Origin of the sequence: Myxococcus hansupus (genome assembly GCF_000280925.3) — a bacterium.
GTDB classification, from domain to species: domain Bacteria; phylum Myxococcota; class Myxococcia; order Myxococcales; family Myxococcaceae; genus Myxococcus; species Myxococcus hansupus.
Window position 1 is genome coordinate 8,503,852 of the sequence record NZ_CP012109.1, and the last position, 20,063, is coordinate 8,523,914.

Annotated in this window: 16 protein-coding genes and 1 pseudogene; 4 read left to right on the plus strand and 13 right to left on the minus strand. The window is 70.1% G+C overall.

Translation table 11 applies throughout. The features are described 5' to 3' along the window. Positions 1 to 240 precede the first annotated feature (240 nt). The gene (locus A176_RS33510; protein WP_044890223.1) at positions 241 to 1,896 is read left to right on the plus strand and encodes a type VI secretion system contractile sheath small subunit; all 1,656 of its coding nucleotides are present in this window, start codon (positions 241 to 243) and stop codon (positions 1,894 to 1,896) included. Between the two features lies 1 nt (position 1,897). Here A176_RS33510 and A176_RS33515 read toward each other — a convergent pair whose 3' ends face one another. The 3 genes from A176_RS33515 to A176_RS33525 are packed head-to-tail and all read right to left on the minus strand — an operon-like array spanning position 1,898 to position 5,069. Further along, entirely contained in the window at positions 1,898 to 2,428 is a 531-nt protein-coding gene (locus tag A176_RS33515) for a GNAT family N-acetyltransferase (RefSeq protein WP_002637721.1), read from the minus strand. Positions 2,429 to 2,447: 19 nt separating this feature from the next. After that, complete coding sequence (locus tag A176_RS33520) at positions 2,448 to 3,770, minus strand: Rcat domain-containing protein (protein ID WP_002637722.1); 1,323 nt, start codon at positions 3,768 to 3,770, stop codon at positions 2,448 to 2,450. Between the two features lie 51 nt (positions 3,771 to 3,821). Then, positions 3,822 to 5,069 carry a phospholipase D-like domain-containing protein gene (locus A176_RS33525; protein ID WP_002637723.1) on the minus strand — a complete coding sequence of 416 codons (1,248 nt, stop codon included), beginning with the start codon at positions 5,067 to 5,069 and terminating at the stop codon, positions 3,822 to 3,824. Positions 5,070 to 5,183: 114 nt separating this feature from the next. Here A176_RS33525 and A176_RS33530 point away from each other — a divergent pair, with 114 nt between their 5' ends. Beyond that, positions 5,184 to 5,909: a hypothetical protein gene (locus tag A176_RS33530; protein WP_144429663.1), complete on the plus strand. Its 726-nt coding sequence runs from the start codon at positions 5,184 to 5,186 to the stop codon at positions 5,907 to 5,909. 152 nt (positions 5,910 to 6,061) lie between these two features. Continuing rightward, positions 6,062 to 6,232 (plus strand): hypothetical protein, encoded by a 171-nt coding sequence (locus tag A176_RS39460; protein ID WP_002637725.1) that lies wholly within the window; start codon positions 6,062 to 6,064, stop codon positions 6,230 to 6,232. 81 nt (positions 6,233 to 6,313) lie between these two features. Here the strand turns inward: A176_RS39460 and A176_RS33540 are convergent, their stop codons facing one another. From A176_RS33540 to A176_RS33550, 4 genes and pseudogenes are all read right to left on the minus strand, one after another. Next, a complete protein-coding gene (locus A176_RS33540) occupies positions 6,314 to 7,534 on the minus strand; it encodes an ABC transporter permease (protein WP_002637726.1) in 1,221 nt (406 codons plus the stop codon). Between the two features lie 15 nt (positions 7,535 to 7,549). Continuing rightward, the gene (locus A176_RS33545; protein ID WP_002637727.1) at positions 7,550 to 8,776 is read right to left on the minus strand and encodes an ABC transporter permease; all 1,227 of its coding nucleotides are present in this window, start codon (positions 8,774 to 8,776) and stop codon (positions 7,550 to 7,552) included. A 299-nt stretch (positions 8,777 to 9,075) separates the two neighbouring features. Further along, complete coding sequence (locus A176_RS40735; RefSeq protein ID WP_250635852.1) at positions 9,076 to 9,318, minus strand: lysyl oxidase family protein; 243 nt, start codon at positions 9,316 to 9,318, stop codon at positions 9,076 to 9,078. 53 nt (positions 9,319 to 9,371) lie between these two features. Then, positions 9,372 to 11,102 (minus strand): annotated as a pseudogene (locus A176_RS33550) (FG-GAP-like repeat-containing protein); the annotation flags it as partial. A gap of 270 nt (positions 11,103 to 11,372) precedes the next feature. Between A176_RS33550 and A176_RS33555 the strand changes: the two are divergent. Then, entirely contained in the window at positions 11,373 to 13,109 is a 1,737-nt protein-coding gene (locus tag A176_RS33555) for an MDR family MFS transporter (protein ID WP_002637729.1), read from the plus strand. 3 nt (positions 13,110 to 13,112) lie between these two features. Here A176_RS33555 and A176_RS33560 read toward each other — a convergent pair whose 3' ends face one another. The 6 genes from A176_RS33560 to A176_RS33585 form a co-directional block, all read right to left on the minus strand. Next, positions 13,113 to 13,439: a hypothetical protein gene (locus tag A176_RS33560; RefSeq protein WP_002637730.1), complete on the minus strand. Its 327-nt coding sequence runs from the start codon at positions 13,437 to 13,439 to the stop codon at positions 13,113 to 13,115. 146 nt (positions 13,440 to 13,585) lie between these two features. Then, the gene (locus tag A176_RS33565) at positions 13,586 to 15,013 is read right to left on the minus strand and encodes an ankyrin repeat domain-containing protein (protein WP_002637731.1); all 1,428 of its coding nucleotides are present in this window, start codon (positions 15,011 to 15,013) and stop codon (positions 13,586 to 13,588) included. 85 nt (positions 15,014 to 15,098) lie between these two features. After that, complete coding sequence (locus tag A176_RS33570; RefSeq protein WP_002637732.1) at positions 15,099 to 16,598, minus strand: M20/M25/M40 family metallo-hydrolase; 1,500 nt, start codon at positions 16,596 to 16,598, stop codon at positions 15,099 to 15,101. A gap of 149 nt (positions 16,599 to 16,747) precedes the next feature. Beyond that, a complete protein-coding gene (locus A176_RS33575; protein ID WP_044890260.1) occupies positions 16,748 to 17,503 on the minus strand; it encodes an Imm52 family immunity protein in 756 nt (251 codons plus the stop codon). A gap of 13 nt (positions 17,504 to 17,516) precedes the next feature. Then, positions 17,517 to 18,719, minus strand: a complete 1,203-nt coding sequence (locus A176_RS33580; RefSeq protein WP_237076902.1) for a Tox-REase-5 domain-containing protein — start codon at positions 18,717 to 18,719, stop codon at positions 17,517 to 17,519. A 634-nt stretch (positions 18,720 to 19,353) separates the two neighbouring features. Further along, entirely contained in the window at positions 19,354 to 19,920 is a 567-nt protein-coding gene (locus A176_RS33585) for an OB-fold protein (protein ID WP_002637735.1), read from the minus strand. Positions 19,921 to 20,063 lie beyond the last annotated feature (143 nt).

Consider the following 20,063-nt stretch of genomic DNA (forward strand, 5'->3'; position numbering starts at 1 on the left):
TCAGGGGGTGGTGCTCGCAGTCACCAGCGCCCGGCGTGGAGGAACCCCAGGGCCTCGGACCCGCCCACGCCCATTCGGCAGGAACCGTTGCATCGAGAGGGGAAGACTGCGCGAGCCGCCCATGCGGGGCCGGGGCGGCTCGTGCCATCACCTTCATCCGGCCCCCTGGAGGCTCGCGCGTCACAGTGGGTGCGGGCGCGCTAACGTAGCGGCCTCCACGATGAGAGGGGACGCGGGACCATGAGCCAGACTGAAGGCAGTGCAGCGAACGCGCGCGTACGGTGGTTGGTGGCGGGAGCCACCTCCGCGACGCCCACGGGGCGGCGCTTCGCGCTCAACGTCCACACCTTCAACGAGGAGCTCACGCGCGCCGCCGCCAACCTCCGCGTCACCGTCCCCGACCGGCTCGGGGCCAGCGACACACGCACCGTCGAGCTGTCCTTCGACAAGCTGCGCGACTTCAGCCTCGCGGGGGTCATCACCCACGTCACCGTGCTGCGCGAGCTGCACCACCTGTATGAAGCCCTCTCTGGCACGGACCCGCTGGGCACCCTGACGCCCGAGGAGGCCGCCACCCGCGTGGCCACCATCACCGGCCCGGGTCGCCTGCCGGACGCGGTCGCGGAGGCCCTCCGCGCCGCCGCCACGCCGCCCCTCGCCGCCGCCCCGGCCGCGCCCACCGAATCCGGCGATGACCTGGTGGAGGCGCTCCTCAACCGCGCCGAAGCCGGCTCGCCCGCCGCCGCCTCCCGTGCGGTGGATGCCTTCCTGCGCGCCATCAACCCGCGCGTGCCCTCCGCGCCCGCGCCCTCCGCCTCGCCCGCCGCCGTGTCGCGGCAGACGGCGCGAAGCCTGGTGGAAGAAGCCCTCCTGCTCACCGCGAAGGACCTGCTCGCCGCCGAGCCCGTGGCCCGCCTGGAGTCCGCGTGGCGGGGCCTCAAGTGGCTGCTGGACCAGGCGCCCGCGTCCTCGGGCATCGCGCTGGAGGTGCTGGACGTGGCGGGCCCCGGCCTGCTGGACGCGGTGCGCGGCGCCCTCGCCGCCGAGCCCTTCGAGCGCCCCGACGCCCTCTTCATCCTGGACGCCACCGACGACACGGCGCTCCTGGCCCGGCTCGCGGCGCTGGGCGAGCAGGCCCAACTCCCCGTGGTGGCGGCGGTGCCCGCGTCGCTGCTCGGCGTGGCGCCGGCGGAGCTGGCCCTGGCGCTGGAGGAGGAGCGCGAGCACGTCCCCGAGGCGTGGACGGAGCTGCGCCAGGACGAGGGCTCGCGCTGGCTGTGCGCCGTCATCAACCGCGTGGCGGTGGCCAGCGAGGGCCGCGGCGTGGCCCGGCGCGTGAGCTTCACCAGCCCCGCGCTCGCGGTGGCGGCGATGCTCGCGGCCAGCTTCCGGGACTCCGGCGCCTTCGCGCGCATCATGGGCCAGTCGGGCGGCCTGCGCGCGCCCGCCACCTGGGAGCTGCAGGGCGGGCTGTCCGTCCCCACCGAGCACTTCCTGCCCATCCGGGCGCAGGCGCGGCTGGAGGCGCGCGGCATCCTGGGCCTGGGCAGCGGGCGCAACGCGGACGCGGTGCTGCTGGCCGCCGCGCCCACGGTGTTCGGCGGCGGCTACGCGGTGCCGCTGCCCGCGCAGCTCCTCACCGGGCGCATCGTCCGCTTCGCCACCTGGGTGAGAGACCAGCTCCCCGCGAGCGCCGCGGGTGACGACGTGAACGCCATCTTCTCGCAGGCCGCGGAGGTGTTCCTCTTCCAGGGCGCCACGGAGAACGGCCAGCTTCGCGGCGAGCTGGTGGCCACGGACAGCGGCGGGCGCGGCGTGCATGTCACCGCCACCGTCCGGCCGGAGCACGCGGGGACGCGCTTCCAGCTCGCCTTCACCCTGCCGCTGCGCGCCTGAGTCAGTCCTTCTTGAAGCGCAGCACGTAGGCTTCCAGGAACACGGTGGGCAGGTCCAGGTCGCCCACCGGTTCGCGCGCGTAGCCGCGCCGCATGTACATGCGCGCCACGCCCACGGCGCCCCGGCGGACGTGGAGGCACACGGCGTCCACGCCCCACTCGCGGGCCCGGGCCTCGGCGGCGTCCAGCAGCGGCCGGCCCAGGCCGGCGCCGTGGTGGCTCACCGCGGTGGCCAGGCCGCGCAGATCGGCGGCGTTGGGCAGCCACGCCTCGGTGTCTGGAGCACCGGGCTTGAAGAGGGCGACGGTGCCCACCACCTGCCCGTCCACCTCGGCCACCAGCACGGTGGCCACCTTGCGTCGGGACGCGACGTCCCGCAGCTCCCGCTTGCGCTCCTCGCCGTAAACAACTTCCGGGAGCTTCTTCGCGTACTGGGTGAGGAAGGCCTCCACCAACAGGTCCCCCACCACCGCGTCATCCTCGGGCCGCGCCTCGCGCACGACGGCCCGCTCCACCACCTGCCGGGTCTCCATGGCCCGGGACTCTACGACGTCACCACGCGCCCAGGGTGCCCACCAGGTTGCCCGTCTTCGCGTCGAAGATATCCAGCCACACCCAGTGGGGCACGAAGACGCGCCCGCCGTGATGCTTGAACGCCGAGGTCCCCGAGCCGCTCGTGCTGTTCGGTACAGGGACGTCCCAACCCACACGCCCGGTCCGCAGGTCCCTGCGCACGAGCTGCTCGCCCCCCTGCTTCAACCCGTAGACCATGAAGAGCGCGTCCTCGGAGAAGGAGAGGGTGTCCACCACGGACTCCTTCACGTTCTTGGGGTCCATGTCACCGACGCCTTCGACCCACAGCGGGGCCTTCGCGCCCGGCTCGAACACCGCCGTCATGGGCATCCGGCTGCCAGGATTCCGCGACCCCATGACGACATCCAGGCCCTGCCACTTGTAGACATGCTCCGCGCGGAAGCCGGGGACAGCGGGGACCCCGCGCGGGTTGAGACAAGGAACGGGGCTCTTCCGAGCCGTCGTGATGAAGCAGTCCTCGCGGCTGTTCCACTTGGGCACCCCGCAGGAGGGCGGAGGCTCGATGACGGGCCGGGCGGCCGTCGTCGCCGTGTTGAGCAGGAGGTTGCGCTCATCCGCGACCTCGACCCAGACGGACTCGGCGTCGCCCTCGGGGACGCAGAGCCGCTTCGGCTTGTCGGAGAGCGCCACCTTTCCGAGCTGCTTGCCCGTGGCCGGCTCGAGGAGCAACACCGCGTCGGGCGTACTCACCACCACGCGCCCGCCCTGATGAGCGAAGTGGACCGTGCTGTACAGCTCCGCGAGCTCCCCCTGGAGCTCCAGCTCCCAGAGCAGCTCGAGCGACTTTCCATCGAACGCGGCCGCTTTCGACCGGATGTCCATCCCACCGGTGTTGGGCACGAGCCGGCGGATGCGCCCGACGATGTCGTCCGTCCCGTCCCCATTGAGGTCCACCAGCAGGGGAAGGCCCGTGGAGTCCCACTGGAACTTCGACTTCTGCGCCACCACCGGCGGCGGCGCCACGACGGGAGACGGGGCAGTCCCGCCCACGGGGAGGGGGCCCCCGCTGGACGGGGAATCCGGAGCGGAGATGAGGAAGACCGCGACCCCCACGAAGAAGAGCGCGACGACGGCGCCAATGGCCCCCAGTTGAATCACCCCCACCGGGATGCCTCCGCTGTCGACGGTGGGGGCCTCATAGGAGGGCCGCGGCGCCGTCGCGCCCCGCGTGTCGATGGAGGCGTTGCAGTAGCCGCAGGTGTACAGCGCCTGGCCCTCCGTGAGCGCGAAGGGCGCGTTACAGGAGGGGCACCGGGGCGAGGTCGGACGTGCGCGAGCCATGCCGGCTCTTTACCACCTCCGCCCCATGCGCTCCGAGCGTGGCGCCCTGACTCAGAGAAAACTTCCGATGAACCAGGGGAGCTGCTCGCCCAGCTTCTGCAAGAGGCCCCGCCGCTTCCACCCGCTCCAATGAATCTCCCGGGAGTGGCGCAGGTCCTTCTCGAAGGACGCGGCGAGCTGCGCGGCCAGCGTCGAATCCTCCACCACCACCGAGCACTCCTCCAACGTCGTCAACGCCAGCGGGTCCATGTTGGTGGAGCCCACGACGGACAGGGAGTCATCCACGAGCATCGTCTTGGAGTGCATCATGGACAGCTCGTACTCCCAGATGCGCACGCCGCCTTCCAGCAGGCGCGCATAGGACGCCCGCTGCGCCGCGTGCACGGGCGCGACGTCGTGGTGCCGCCCGGGCACCAGCACCCGCACGTCCACGCCCTGCTTCACCTTCTCCAGCAACATGTCGCTGATGGCGTCGGAGGGAATGAAGTACGAGTTGGCGATCCACAGCCGCTTCGTCGCCGCCGCGATGGTGAGCAACGTCATCCGCCGCGCGTCCGACACGAAGCGGTTGTCGGTGCTGGCCACGAAGCCCGCACGCGCGTCCCCCGCGTAGCGCGGCTCCGGGAAGTCCGTCGCGGGAAGGAAGTCACCGCCCGCCTCCTGCCAGTTCTGCGCGAAGGCGACCTGCATCTCCCGCACGGCCGGGCCCGCCACGCGGATGTTCATGTCGCGCCAGTACGCCTCGCTCTGCGCGTTCCCCATCCAGCTCTTCCAGATGCCCCAGCCGCCGGTGATGCCCACCTCGCCGTCCCGAATCACCATCTTCCGGTGATTCCGTGCCCGCAGGCGCGTGGCCTCCAGGGCCGCGAAGTCCCCCTGGATGGGACGGAAGTAGCGCGCGTCACACCCCGTGGCCGCCAGCGCGGGGATGACCGCCTCGAAGTTGACGCTGCCCAGCGGGTCCACGAGCACGCGGCACGCCACGCCGGGCCGCCGCGCCGTCAACGCCCGCACCAGCCGGTCCGACGGCTCCCCAGGCCGCCAGATGTAGCTGGTGAGGTGGATGCTGGAGTGCGCCGCGAGAATCTCCTCCTCGATGGCATCGAAGATGTAGCCGTTCTCCACCAACTCCGCGCTGTGGCCCGGCACCAGCGCCACGCCCAGGGACTGGAAGAACGCGAGCGAGCGCGCCTCCGGACTGGTCCCCGGCAACTCGCGCAGCCGCAGGTCATGACGGTGATTGGGAGCGACACACCCAGCGGCGAGGAACACCACGGGCAAGAGCCAGGCGAGCTTCACCGCCGGAAGCTAAGCGCCCGGAGTCAGGCGCGCACCTGCCGATGTTTCACGGACGACATCCCACCGCGCCCCTGGGTGAAAGCCCCGCGCGGAGGCTGGATGCACGCGTCGCGCATGACCACCTTCCCCCGCGTGTCCTCTCTCCGAAGAAGCCCCTTCGCCGCGAGCGCGCTGCTGGGCTCCCTGCTGAGCCTCGGTGCCCACGCGGCCAGCGCGGATGCCCCCCTCCGGGAGACCGCCCCCGCCGGACGGTACTTCGACCCCACCGGGGACGCACCCCAACGTGCGGCCGTCGCCACCTACGTCGAACCCGAGGACGTGCCGCTGCCAACGGGCGCGGCCGTGACACACGCCGCGTTCGCGGTGCTGCCCGTGGCCGGCGTGTGGGGCGCCAGCCGCGTGGGCGGAGACACCCGCGTGGCCGCCACCGCCTCGCAGACGGCGGCGGGGATGCTCCTGGGCGCCATGCCCTCGCGGCTCCTCTTCTTCCGCCCCGCGGCCCCCAGCCCCGAACGCTGGATGGAGCTGGAGACCGTGGCCTTTGGCGGAGGGCTGGTGCTGACCCCGCCGCTGGCAGCGCTCGGGACGTGGGGCCTGGGGGAGCTCGCCTTCGGCCGCAGCCAGCACACCGGACGCGCCTACGTGGGCGCGCTCGCGGGCGCGGCGGCGGGCACGCTGCTGGCCGTCATCACGCACGAAGTCCTGGTGAAGCTGTCCAAACCCAGCGCACGCGGAGGGGCCGCTCGCAAGCTCATCGGCCTGGGCTTCATCGGCGCGGGCGCCGCGCTGGGCTACCAATGGGCAGGCGGCGGACCGCGTCCCGATGGACACACGCGATAGTTCCGCCCATTCTGTTTCACACGCGCGCCGCGTCTGGGTCAGTCCTTTCACAACACACACGCCGCGCGCGTGACACGTGGCGCATTGTGATTGTCAGACCCCGACCCCACACTGCGCCTCGCAGCATGGACACCGCCACTGGAGAGACCGCAATGACTGCTCGCAAGCACCTCCGAATCGCCGTCGTCCTCACCGCCGCCGCCGCCGTGCTGGGCCTGGGAGTTGTCATGACGCCCGCCACGGCCTCCGCCGAGGATTGTCAGCCGCCCTGCTGGAAGCACCCCATCACCGGCGAACTGATTTGCGGCACCCCGTGTCCGTAAGCCACGCGGGCTGAAACACCTGGGGCCTCGTCCGCACCGCGCGGCCGAGGCCCCATTCATGTCCAGACGCCGCGTTCCGGCTCAATCCGCGCGCATCGCCTCCACCGGGTCCAGCTTCGCGGCGCGCGCGGCCGGGTAGATGCCGAACACCAGGCCCACGCCGCTGCTCATTCCCAGCGACAGCAGCACGGCCCAGGCCGGCACCTCGGCGGGCAGGCCCACCATCCACCGCGCCAGGTGCGCCAGGCCCACGCCCAGCCCCACGCCCAGCAGGCCGCCCACCAGGGACAGCACCACCGCCTCCACGGCGAACTGCGCGAGGATGCGCCGCCGCTTCGCGCCCAGCGCCTTGCGCACGCCAATCTCTCGCGTCCGCTCCGTCACGGCCACCAGCATGATGTTGAGGATGCCGATGCCGCCCACCAGCAGCGACAGCATGCACACGCCGAAGCTGGCCGCGGAAATCACCTTGGTGAGGCTGTTGAACATCTCCGTGGCGCTCTCGTTGGAGAACACGAAGAAGTCATCCTCCTCCAGGGGCTTCAGGTTGTGGCGCCGCCGCATCAGCAGCGTCACCTCATCCTGCGCCTGCTGGAGAATCTCGGACGAACGGGCCTGGATGCTCACCCGGTAGTCCCGGACGCCGAACAGGGGACGGAAGGCCGACAGCGGCATCATCACCTGGTTGTCCTGGCTGCCACCGCCCATGAAGCCGCCGCGCTTCTTCAAGGTGCCAATCACCACGAAGGTGCGGTTCATCACGCGGAGTTCGCGCCCCAGCGGGTTCATCGCCGGGAACAGCGTGTCGGACAGGTCCTGGCCAATCACCGCCACGCGCCGGCCATCCAGGTACTCCGCGTCGGTGAAGGGCCGCCCCAGCTCCACCGCCACCGAGTTCGTCTGGAAGTACTCCGGCGTGCCGGCCCACACATTCACGTTGGCGCGCGACTCACGCTCCCGCGTGCTGACCTTCTGCCCGCCCCGCGAGTCCTCCGCCGCCGCGCGCAGCACGGACGGCTGGATTCGAATGGCGGCCAGGTCCGCTTCGTTCAACCGGGGCCGCCGCGCCAGCTCCGCCAGGGAGAGGTTGCTGCCGAAGGGCAGCCGCTGCACCTGGAAGCAGTCCGAGCCCAGCTCGGACATGCTCTCGTTCACATGGATGCGAAGCCCCTCGATGAGCCCCATCATCGCCACCACGGTGGTGGCGCCAATGACGATGCCCAACAACGTCAGGAAGGAGCGCAGCAGGTTGGAGCTCAGGGTTCCAAACGCCAGCCGCAGGGTGTCCAACAATGCCATCATCGCCGCCGTCTCCCGTCACTCGTGGCGGAGCGCTTCCACCGGGTCCAGGTTCGCCGCCCGCGCCGCCGGCCAGATGCCGAACAGCAACCCCACCGCCGCCGCGAACCCCACGCCCGCCGCCACCGTCAGCGGCTCCACCGCCGCCGCCAGGGGCGTAATCAATGACACGATGCGCGCCAGGCCCAGGCCCACGATGGTGCCCATCGTCCCGCCCAGCGCCGACACGCACGAGGCCTCCATCAGGAACTGGAGGATGATGGTGCGCTTGCGCGCGCCCAGGGCCCGCCGCACGCCAATCTCCCGCGTCCGCTCGCGCACCGACACCAGCATGATGTTCATGATGCCGATGCCGCCCACCAGCAGCGTGATGAGGCCCACGCCCACCGCCACGGCGTAGAGCGCGCCCGTGAGCTGCGAGTACATGTTGGCCAACTGGTCGGGCCGGTTGATGGCGAAGTCGTCTGGCATGCCCGGGGGCGTATTCCGATGCTGCCGCAGCACCGCGGTGAGCCGGTCCACCACCTGCGGCGCGTGCTCCGGCGAGGTGACGGCCACCGCGATGTTGGGCGAGCGCTTCTTGCCGAACGTGGACAGGAAGCTGCGAAAGGGAATCATCACCACCAGGTCCTGATTCTCACCCAGGATGGTGCCCTTGGGCTCCAGCGTCCCCACCACGCGGAAGGGCTTGCCCTCCAGCAGGATGCGCTGCCCCACCGGGTTCAGTCCCGGGAAGAGCGTGCGCGTCAGCTCCGCGCCAATGACGACCACCGGCGCGCGGTTGTCCACGTCCGCGTCCGTGAGGAAGCGGCCCCGCTCCAAATCGAAGGACGACACGGTGGCGTAGTCCGGCGTGGTGCCCACCACCACCACCGAGCCGACCTTCCGGTCCAGGAAGCGGCCCTCCACGCGCTGGAAGAAGAGCGGCGCGGCGGCCAGCACGTGCTCGGACGCCTTGAGGATGGGTGGCACCAGGTCCGCCGTCAGGTCCTTGCGGTTGCGGTAGGTCCACCAGTCGCCGTTGAGCGTCCAGGGGAACTTGGAAATCTGGAGCGTGTTGGCGCCGATGTTCGCGAGCTGGTCCTCGAACGAGCGGTTGATGCCCTGGATGATGCCGACGATGGCCAGCAGCGTGCACACGCCCACGCCAATCCCCACCGTCGTCAGGACGGTCCGAAGACGGTTGGAACGGAGCGAGAACAGCGCGATACGCGCCCCCTCCCACACATCGACCCGGATGCTCACGTAAGGACCTCTCCGCCGCTTTGGCACGTCTCGCCCGGGCACACCTGTCCCACGGCCACCTGGATACGCGCCCCGGAACGGGTGATTGCACGCGACATTCCCTCGGTGCAAATACCGTGTGATGAAATCCTGGAATCGCCTGGGAGCGAGGGCACGCCCCGTCTGACGGTGTAGGTGCGCCCTCTGGGGGGCGCGGACCCACCGTGCGACGTGCGGCCACAGGAGCGGCCGCCGGCTTTCACACGCCTGCCACTTGGGACGCCGTGCCAGGTCGGAGGCTCGGCGTCCCAGGAATGGAACTATGGCAGGACCGTCACCGAGTCTCCCTGGATGTGAACGTTGAGGAGGGCCTCGTTGGGGTGCACGTCCGCCTCCTCGATGATGTCCTGCTCGTCCACGCCCACGCGCAGGGAGTACGTCCCGTCCGCCAGGCCGGTGATGTCAATCCACTGGCAGGGGATGTCCGCCACGTAGATGTCCGTCCAGCCGGGGAGATGCTCATCCGGTCCGAGGGGAAGAAGACGGGCGCGGCGTCGTCGCATTGGCGGTGATAGTCGACCAGGTAGAAGCCCTGCTTGCGGCCCTCGACCACCTCGTTACCCTGCGCGTCCCGCAGCGCGTACTGGGCGAAGTTCGTCAGGTGCTCGTGCCCGTGGCACTCATCCCAGACATAGAGGTCCGGGCGCACATCCGAGAGCGGCACCGAGGCCGCCGCCGAACCGAAGTTCTGGATGGACGTGCTGAAGCGCAGCAGGCGCCGCTCGCCGGGCCCCGCCACACAGCCCTCCAGCATCTCGCAGGAGTCCGCGGCGAAGGTGCGGCGCTCCACGTACAGCGAACGGGCCAGCACGTCCGCGTCCACGGCGAGGTCCGGCAGTCCGTGCTCTGGATCCACCGTCAGGCCACACCCCGCCACGGTCGGCAGGCTCGGTGGGGACGCGGGCGACGCGGGCACCTTCCCCCCACCCAGGATGACCACGCGACCCGCGGGCCCGTCGACGAGCCCCACGGGCGGCGCCACGCCCGCGACGAGGTCCGCGTACCCGTCCCCATTCAGGTCCCCGGGCGCGAGGACCGTGAAGCGGTTGAACCCCTCGTAGTTCGGCGGCAGGCGCTCCGCGCGCGGCCAGGCCCACACGGGGCGCAGGTCCGCGGAGACGCCCTGCTCGGGTGTATAGAGATAGAGCCGCCCGTCGGCGCTCACCACGAAGTCGTGGCCCGCGCCGTCACCATCCATGTCACGCACGGGGACAATGGTGGACCCGAAGCCCGCGAAGACGGGGTCCCCCATGGCCGACCAGATGGGCGTCTCGGAGTAGCCGCCCGCCTCGGACAGGTGGAGCCGCACCGTGCCGCCACCCGGCCCCGTGAAGCGCTCGGGGACGCCGTCACCGTTCATGTCCGGGACAAGGCTGAGGGACAGGGTGTTCACGTCCCAGAGGGGCTGTGTCATGAGCGCCCCGTCACACGGTTCCGTCGAATCCGCCTTGCAGCCACGAACAAGCGTGAGGGCGTCCGCGATGACGCTGCCTCGCAGCAGCAGCAGGTCTTGCGCGCCATCCCCGTCGTAGTCGCCCGCGCGCCGCACCGCCGTGGCGTAGAGCGGCTGCGAGCGCTCCGCCAAGGTGAAGGGCCCGCCGGGCGCGTTGGGCGTGGCCAGGAAGACGGACACCTGGGTGCCTCGCACGCTGACCACGTCATCCAGGCCATCACCGTTCACGTCCGCGAAGACGGCGTTGTTGTAGATGCCGCCTCCGGGCACGACGAACGCGGGCGCCGCGAAGACGGCGCTCAGGTCCGCCTGTCCCTTGAAGACGAGCGCCCCGTACTGGCCGGAGACCAGCACGTCCGCATGGCCGTCCCCATCCACGTCACCCGTGAAGACCACCATCCGGTTGCCGCTGGTCCGTGAGTTCGTGTTGTGCCAGTCCATCACCGTCGTCACGCCCTGCGTGGAGAAGTACGGCGCCTCGCCCGCGAAGATGGACACCTGCCCCGGGTCTCGCGTGGTGGTGAGGCACGGCGGCGCGGCGACAATCAGGTCCCGCTGGCCGTCACCATTCACGTCGCCCAGCGCGATGGCGCGTCCGAAGCAGCCCTGGGCGTAGGCGGGGTCGTGGCGCACTTCCCACAGCGGCTCCTCGGAGAGGAACGGGCCGGCGTCGCCTGAGCTGGCGTCGGGCGCGCCCCCGTCTGGCTCGCCGCCATCCCCTGAACCCGCATCCAGCGAGCCCGCATCCGACGGCCCCGGGTCATCCGGGTCATCACATGCGCAAAGTGAAACAGCCAGCAACGCGGTCAGTGCCAGGGCTCGAGTTCGATGCATGGGGTGTTGTCCGGGGAACGCGTCGCGTCCTGCCTCTCGCGACGTCTGGGATTGGACGCCCGCAGCGTAGACTGGCTCCACCACCCGACGTGAAGCCCTTGCCGAATGAAGGCTTTCTTCCAACCCCACCGCTCCCCGCGCCGGGGATGAACGCAATCTTGCGGCGCCACGGGAATCCCAGAAGGTCCACGCGCCACGGCGGGTGGCCGTCTGCTAGGAACGTCCCCACCTTCCCCCTGGCGCCCCTGTCCCGGGCGGCCACCGCGACACATGGCCCCGTCCGCCGCCCACGCCTCCGCCGATGCTTCGCCCACCGCGCCGCCGGTGTTCACACGCTCGCAGAAGGTCTTCACGATGACGGGCGCGGTGCTGGGGCTGCTGCTCGCCGCGCTGGACCAGACGATTGTCGCCACCGCGGGGCCGGCCATCCAGGCGGACCTGCGCATCCCCGCCTCGCTCTACCCGTGGCTCACGACGTCCTACTTCGTCGCGTCGACCTTGATGGTGCCCGTGTGGGGGAAGCTGTCGGACCTGCTCGGCCGGCGCACGGTGTTGGCGGCGGGCATCCTCGTGTTCCTCGCGGGCAGCTTCCTGTGCGGCGCGGCGCGCTCCACGGTGGCGCTCATCCTCTTCCGCGCGGTGCAGGGGCTGGGCAGCGCGGCCCTGTTCACCGCCGCGCTGGCGGTGGTGGCGGACCTCTTCGAGCCCCGAGAGCGCGGCAAGTACCAGGGCCTCTTCGGCGCCATGTTCGGCCTGTCCAGCGTCGTGGGTCCGCTGGTGGGCGGCTTCATCACCGACCACCTGGGCTGGCACTGGGTGTTCTTCATCAACCTGCCCGTGGGGGCGGTGGCGCTGACGCTGGTGCTGTCGCGCATGCCGAAGCTGAAGCCCCACCGCGAGGCGCGCGGCGGGCTGGACCTGCTGGGCGCATTCACCCTGTCGCTGGCGGTGGTGCCGCTGCTGCTGGCGCTCAGCCTGGGTCAGGGCGACGGTGGCGCATGGGCCTGGGGCTCATGGCGCATCCTCGGCCTGTTCGCGTTGGCGGCCGTGGGGCTGGTGGCCTTCCTGCGGGTGGAGTCGCGCGCGCCCGAACCCCTGTTGGACTTGAAGCTGTTCCGGCTGCGGGCCTTCAGCGCGGGCAACGCGGCGGTGTTCATCGTGGGCGCGGCGTTCCTGTCGGGCGTCGTCTTCCTGCCGCTGTTCATGGTGAACGTGGTGGGTTTGTCGGCGACGCGCTCGGGGCTGACCATCGTCCCGCTGACGCTGGGCGTGGTGACGGGGAACGTGCTGAGCGGACAGCTCGTGTCCCGGATGGGCCGCTACAAGGCGCTGATGCTGGGCTCCATGGTGTTGCTGATTGCCGGCTTCGCCATCATGGGCTTCACGCTGACACCCGACTCCACCCAGGCCGAGGTGACGGTGAAGATGGTGCTGGTGGGCCTGGGCCTGGGGCCGTCGATTCCCATCTATACGATGGTCATCCAGAATGCGGTGCCGCCCAGCCAGATTGGCGTGGCCACCGCGGCGGCCACCTTCTTCCGGCAGTTGGGGATGACCATCGGCGTGGCGCTGTTGGGCACGGTGTTCGCGTCCACGCTGACCTCGGAGCTGCGCACGGGGATGGCCCAGGCCACTGACGCCCTCCCCGCCTCCGTGCGGGCCGAGCTGCGGCAGGCGACCCCGGGCGTCAGCGGCGAAGGCGGCCCCACCGGACAGGTGTTCCAACCGGCCGAGGTGAAGGCTCGGCTGCGCGCGGAGTTCGAGGCGGAGCGGCGACGCGTGGCGACGACGCCGGAGGCCCAGGCGAAGCTGGACGCGGCGGAGCGTCAGGCGTTGGCGGCGGTGGATGCCGCGGACCGGGCGTTGAAGACAGCCTTCACGCGCGGCGTCGCGGCCGTGTACCACGTCGCCGTGTTCATCGCCGTGGCGGCGCTGCTGGTGACGCTGCTGCTGCCCGAACAGCACCTGCGCGGCAAGCACCGGCCAGCCCGCGCCGCGGAGCCGTAGGCTTCAGGAGCCGCTGCAACGAATCTGGAGCGGGTAGCTCTCCATCACCAGACACTGACCGCTGCTGCACTGGAACAGGTCGCAAATCTGCGGCGACTGGACACAGCGGAGCTCCGGGCCCGAACCCAGATTGAACGAGGCACACTGGAGCCCTTCCGGGCAGGCATTCTGCTCACCGGCACAGGCCGGGCCGAGCACCTGCCCTTCCTTCAGCGACAGCCGGGCCTCCGGTGATGAGGGCACTTCTTCTCCAGCGCCACGACACCCCGCCAGGACGAACGCGGCGATGACCCACTTCAGCCCCGGAACACGCTTGCCTTGCTTCCTCATGGAGAGCCCTCCCACCTGCCGTGGTCAGCACAACCGAAGCCAGACATACGCCACGAGGCGCCGCGGCGGCCACTCCCCGCGGCGTCCAGCGTCACCCGTACGACGCCAGCGCCGCATGCCCTGAACGCATGCAAGAGGCCGTGACGTTACGCGCGGAAGAGGGGCAGTCCTTCGCGGATCCGGTAGAAGACCTCCCCCCTGTCGAGCTGCCCGTCCTCGTCTTCCTGGAAGACTTCGTCGACGAACAGCTCGCGCAGACGCTCGCTCACGCCGTCACCGTAGCCCTGCTGATACGTATCCATGTCGAAGTGATGCTGAGCGTGGACCGAGGCGTCGACGCTGTGGTCATCCTCGATGACGACGCGCGCGTGGATGGCTCCTGCCGACAGCACGTGGTCGTTGTAATAGCCGAGCACCACGTCTCTTGCGTGGATGTCGCCCCGGACGTTGAGTTCCCCGTCGGTGTACAGCGCGTGGCAGCGCACGTCGCCCAACACGTTGATGAGCGAGTCGTTGCCACAGTCCCGCAGCACACCGTGAACGATGAGGTTGCCCGTCACGGCGAAGGGCCGCTGGATGTCGAGGTGACCGTCCACCTCCAGGTCGCCGTGGTGGAAGAACGGACGATTCAAGGTCAACGGTCCCTGGAGTCGGACGTGCCGGGGTGGCGCATCGAGCACGCTCCGCAGCGCGGCGAGGTAGTCCAGCGGCTTCTCGGGCTCACCGTAGCCGTGGAGCCCGGTGGCGAACTCCTGGGCGGACCCGACGTCATGCGTGAAGGAGAGCTTGCCGTCCGGTGCCGCGGCGCTCAGTGCGGCCATGTCGATGGGAAAGGGCGCGAACGGGTCCTCGCTCCGGGCGAAGGGGACGCGGGGCTGGCCTCCCGCGCGTTCCAGCAGGGCGCCGAGGGCTTGGAATTCCGCGATGCGCTTCGGGTCCTTGAGCCAGCGGTTCGCTCGCGCGCGCAGGACAGCGCCCAGCGGCGTGCGGCCGAGCCCGTCGAGGGCGTTCACCTCGGCGCCCCGGCTGAGCAGCACCTCCGCGATGGACACATGTCCGTAGGAGGCGGCCTGGTGAAGCGGGGTGGCATCGACTCCGTCGCGGGCATTGATGGGAGCGCCCGCATCGAGCAGCTCCTGATAGACGCGAAGACCGCCCATGCGGAACGCGGCGCCGCCGGCGTCCTGGATGTCGGATGAAGCCGTCGCTCCCGCCGAGCGGAGCACCTTCATGATTTCGAGCGCGCGTTCTTCCTGCTCGGCGGAGTCCTTGTCATAGGGAAGGGCTCGCAGCAGTGGCGTCTGGGCGTGGTCATCGCGTGCGTTCGGGTCGGCCCCCGCCTCGAGCAGGGTTCGCACCACGTCGACGCTGGGGAGCGGGTGCTCTCGCTGATAGGGCGCGAGCACGGCGAAGTGCAGCGGCGTGGAGCCGTAGTCGCCTCGGCCGTGAACGTCCGCGCCCTGGGACAGCAGGTCCTTCACCCGCTCCGGAGTCAGCTCCGTCCGCCAGCGCATGCGGTCCTGACACAGGGAGAGCAGGGCCTGGGTCGCGGTGGCCTTCGAGTCGGTCGACATGGCCGGGCATCTGAACAGCAATGCCCGCCGTACCCAAGCGTCACGGCGCCCCTCGGAGACACGAGGGACGCACGGAAGAGCGCTCTCAGTTTCCCAGAGTCTTCGACTGCGGCGCGGGCGCGGCGGCGGGCGCGCGCGGCGCGGGCGCCTCGGGGCGAGCGAGCGTCCCGGGCATCTCCGCCAGTGCGTACGTCATCCACGCCACGGCGGCGGTGCTGCGCGCCAGGTCCTGGGGGTCCACCTTGTCCAGCGTGTCCGCCTCCGTGTGGTGGACGTCGAAGTAGCGGCTGCTGTCCACCTCCACGCCGAAGAAGGGCACTCGCGCGGGCAGCAGCGGGCTGATGTCCGCCCCGCCCGCCTCTCGCGAAGCGAACTGCGTCACGCCCAGCGCGGTCAGCGGCGGCATCCACGGGCGCAGCAGCTCCTGTCCATCCTCCCCCGCGCGCACGCTGATGCTCACGGGCCGTCCACCGCCCGCGTCCATCTCCAGCGCGCCGACGTGCCGGGGCAGCTCCGCCGCGTGCGCCTCCGCGTAGGCGCGCCCACCGCGCAGGCCGTTCTCCTCGTTCATGAAGAGCACCACGCGCACCGTGCGCCGGGGCGCCTGCGGCAGCTTCGCGATGAGGCGCGCGGCCTCCATGACCATCACCACGCCCGCGCCGTCGTCATGCGCGCCCGTGCCCACGTCCCACGAATCCAGGTGCGCGCCGATGAGCACGATTTCCTGCGGCTTCTCCCGCCCGCGAATCTCCGCGATGACGTTGGACGAATCCGCGTCCGGAAGTTCGGAGCTGCCCAGCGACAGCTTCACGCGCACCGGGCCGCCCGTCAGCAGACGGTGGAGCAGGTCCGCGTCCTCGGTGGACACGGACGCGGCCGGGATGCGCGGGCCGTCACTGGAGAAATTCGTCGCGCCTGTGTGCGGCGTGCGCAGCGACGCGGTCGCCAGCGAGCGGACCAGCGCCCCCGCCGCGCCGTGCTTCGCGGCCACCGCCGGTCCCCGCGAGCGCAGGCCCGCGAAGCGACCGTAGTCGGACGGCACCGCCATGGTGTGATTGAAGAAGACGAGCTTCCCCTTCACCGCCGCGCCCAGCGACTCCAACTGCTCCAGGGACGTCACCTCGACCACCTCGGCGGTGATGCCCTCGGGGGCCGTCGGCGGGCTGCCGCCCAGGGCCAGCAGCGCCAGCGGGTGTCCGCGGGTGCGCTCGGAGGCGAGCACCTCGCCGGAAATCTCGCCGCGCACCCAGTGCGGCACCTTCACGGGCTCCAGCCAGGCCTTCACGCCGTCCGCCTTGAAGGTCCGCAGGGCCCACTGCACGGCGGCCTCGGCGCCTTCCGAACCCGACAAGCGCGGCCCGATGCCATCCGTCAGCTCCGCGAGCCGCGCATAGGCGCGGCCGTCCGTGAGCGCGGGCCCGATGAGCTTCTCCGCGGTGGCCTGCGAGTAAGCGGGCGCCGCGGCCTTCGCGGTGGCGGCGGGCTTCGCCGGGGCGGGCTTCGGCGCCGTTTTCGCGGCGGGTGCGGCCCCGGACAGCAACTGGAACGCGAGCGATGCGGGCAGGATGAAGGTGGCGACGGGCAAGGGTCCTCCAGGGAGGAGCCGACTCTCCGCCGATGCCACCGGCCTCGCAAGCGACACTGCGCATCACCTTCGCCAGAACGACAGGAAACCCCAGGACAGACGTGCGCCTACTCCCTCGAGGGGCGTACGGCATCTCAGTGTCCTGTGGCTCAAAGCGTCACGACGGGACTCAAGAGGCCCGCCCGGGTCAGCAGTTCACCTGCGCGTCTGCCAAGCGCGACATGCTCGGGTCTGCTCGCCAATGGCTTTTCTGGGGTGAGGATGACGAGCGAACCTGCCTTGTCGACAGGCTCGATGCGAATTGGAGCCGGGAGCGGAGGCACAGCCCCACGATGCCGCGACAGGTACGTGACCCAACCGACGAAGGTCCCCGTCGAGCCCTCCTCCGAGAGTGCCTCACGGAAGTTCGCTGACGTAGCCACCCCCCAATCAGGCGCCCAGGCAGTCTCCATCATGCGGAGGATGCGAGCCATCACCGACGCGTCCAGCAGGCGCTCCGCGTTGGGTCCCGTGCGGGGAAACTTCAAGACGCAGGAATTGGGCGTCGCCCCACAAGAGTCTCCGCACTTGATCCTGAGGGCCGCACTGGCGCCACCAGTTCCGCCGTTGCCGAACCAGAAGGTGAAGCCGAGATCTTCGAGAATGGGACCTCCCTTCTCGCGGTTGACGCCGCTTTGGAACAGCGCCTCGAGCGTGGGCACATCCGGGGGCATCAGCGGATGCTTGTGCGCCTCCTTCACAGACCGAGTGGGCTTGTACCATTGGGCAAAGAATGGGTCGCTCGGAGCCAACACGTTGAGCAGCGTTGCCGTGCGCTCGGCGCATTCGCGCGGCGACTCCTTCCGAGGTCCCCAATACGCCCCCACATAGTAGCTATCTGTGTCGGTCTCCGATTCGCCAGGCATGGTGGACATCCTCTCAGAGGGCTGGAGTGTGGAGGACTTTCACCCCCTCGACACCTGCTTCGTGCAACAGCGCTCGGATGGCAGCGGCCGCTTTCGCTTCTGCGACGTGCCACTCTATCCGGAGCCCTTGGCCCCGGACCGCCCTGATCTGCCGGTCCGCCTGCTTGACGAGGTCCTTGGCTCCAGAATGAAGGAACCATTCCTTCGGCTCCAACTCGTCGAAGAACTTCGCGTAGCCCGGCCCCTTGGCCTCCAACAACACTCCGTCCTTGAAACCATCGAACTTCACGCCCCCCGCCTGCGAACTCATGCCTCCGACCCAATAGGCGTCATCAGCGGAATGCCCCGAAATCTGCTCCTGGTAGCGACGAGCAGGAGGCTTCATGGACTCCTTCGCAGGCCCCCAGCGTCCCGGCCCCCTGGAGGGCCCCGCGCCCTGCGCCGTGGTGCTGGCACGCTGAAGGATGATGACGGCGCCTGGACCTCCCCCAAGTACCGCCGCGGCGCGCCCCACTGGTGCAGCCACGCGCTCGAAGGTCAGCGCCCCCTGCGCCGACAGAGCCAGTACCGGCACCGTGGCGTCCGCGCCCGCCAGCGCCCCTGTCACCGTGCGCGTGGTGGCGGTAGCGGTGCCTGTCGTGAGCACGAGGTTCGTGGCCAGTTCGGAGACGACCTGAATCTGTTCGCCCCGCGTCATGTAACGGAAGCGCTCGAAGTATTCCGGTGACGACGCGATGAGCGCCGCCACACCCGCGGGCAGATTCTTGAGGGCCGCGAGGCTGTCCAGCGGGTAGGTGAGGAAGTGGCCCACGGAGAGCGCCAGCTTCACGAACGCCGCTTCAGCCCCATCCAGCGTGCGCCCCACGTAATCCGCGTCGTCGTGGACATCCGCCAACGGTCGCCCGTCCACTTCTCGTAACGCGTCATCCAGCAACCGGTAGACGCCCGTGCGGCCGTCGTAGAACCGGCCCAACTCGAAGCCGTGAGCACGGAAGCCACCGTCTCGCCATTCGACAGGAGCCACGCGCTGCTGGGTCTTCCCGCTGCGCACCCACGCGAGGCAGCCGTCAGGCCGAAGCACCGCGACACCGGAGAAGCGCTCGACCTGACGCAGCAGCTCGGCGCGCGATAGCTCGCCCTCTTCCAGCGCCCTGCGCAGCAGATGCCCCACCGCGAGGCGAGCGGGAAACTGCGCCAGCGTGACCGGCTTGCTCAACAGCACTTTCAACAATCGCGCTGCCTGGATTGGGGGCAACGAACCTCCCGCAATCGGGCGCGCGTCTTGAGCATCAATACCCGCACGCGAGAGCAGGGCATCCCACGCATCCACATGCGCGGAGCCACGCTGCATGATGCCGCCCACGGAGCTTGCCCCCGCGTCCGTCCCGTCCCCGCGAGGCGCTCGCCGGCGACTCCGCCTCGCCCCGTCATCGGAATCCGAGAGGGCCAGCGGCTCAGCGGCAACGACACGTGAAGAGCCGCCACTCGGGGCCTCATTCCATGGGCGGGTGGACGTGACAGGCAGCCCCTGGCCCTGCCCTCTCTGCTGACGGGACGCGGGCGAAGTGGAGGCACAGCCCGTGGCCATCAGCATCAATGTGACGACCAGGACGCCAGCGCGCATTGTCTACTCCCAGCCCCATCGAGGAGATCGCCCCCGGCCGCGGCGCCCCCTTCTCGCGAGGGAACATCAGCGTGCCGCCACTGCCCTAGCGTAAAGCCTCCCATCCATGACACGCCAATCGACTCCGGCGTCCCCTGCTTCCGATGGCACGCCGCACACCAGGGAAACCGCCGCGAGCCCATGGGCGGCCTCCCTGGCATTGGCCCCATGCGTTACGCCAAACAGCTCAAAGGTCTATGATTTCGCAGTCGTGCACGAGGACATTCATCATCAACCCTTGCACCCGGCCGCGGACGCTGACGCGCGAGCCTTTGGACAGGTTCGCGGCCTTGTTCACCTGGTCATCAGCGACGAAGCACTGGACCTGGGGAATCTCGAACCGTCGGCCGGTCCCGACCGTGATGTAGACAGCGTCCAGGATGTCCTTCTTCACATCGTCGACGATGCCGGACGTCTGGATGACGTGATTCTTGAAGTTCGAGTCCGCGCGGACTTCGTTGTCAGCGTATTCAGCGAGCAGGGACCGCAGCTCGACATCCTTCGGCGCGGGACGGTTCGTCGCCGCGCGGGTGGATTCGGCGGTCGCGCCACGCCGGGCCGCCCCCTTGCTCCCCGCGCCAATCGCCCCGGCCATGCACGTACCGAAGAAGCAAAGGGAGACGAGACCGCCCAGGGCGAGGAACGTCACCTGGAGCGCCGACGGACCGCGAGGTGGCGGCGCACCGCACTTCGGGCAAGCAGCGGCGTTGCCAGCAACATCACTCCCACACGACTTGCACTTCACCAAGGCCATGGCTTCCCCCACTCCAGCGCGTCCCGAAACGGGACGAGGCTGAAGTAGGGCTGCGCATCCAGCGCGGTGGCCATACCTCCACAGAGGCACGGCCGACCGTCGCGACGTCCTCGGATGGACGGGCGGCGCAAGCCACGGGAGAG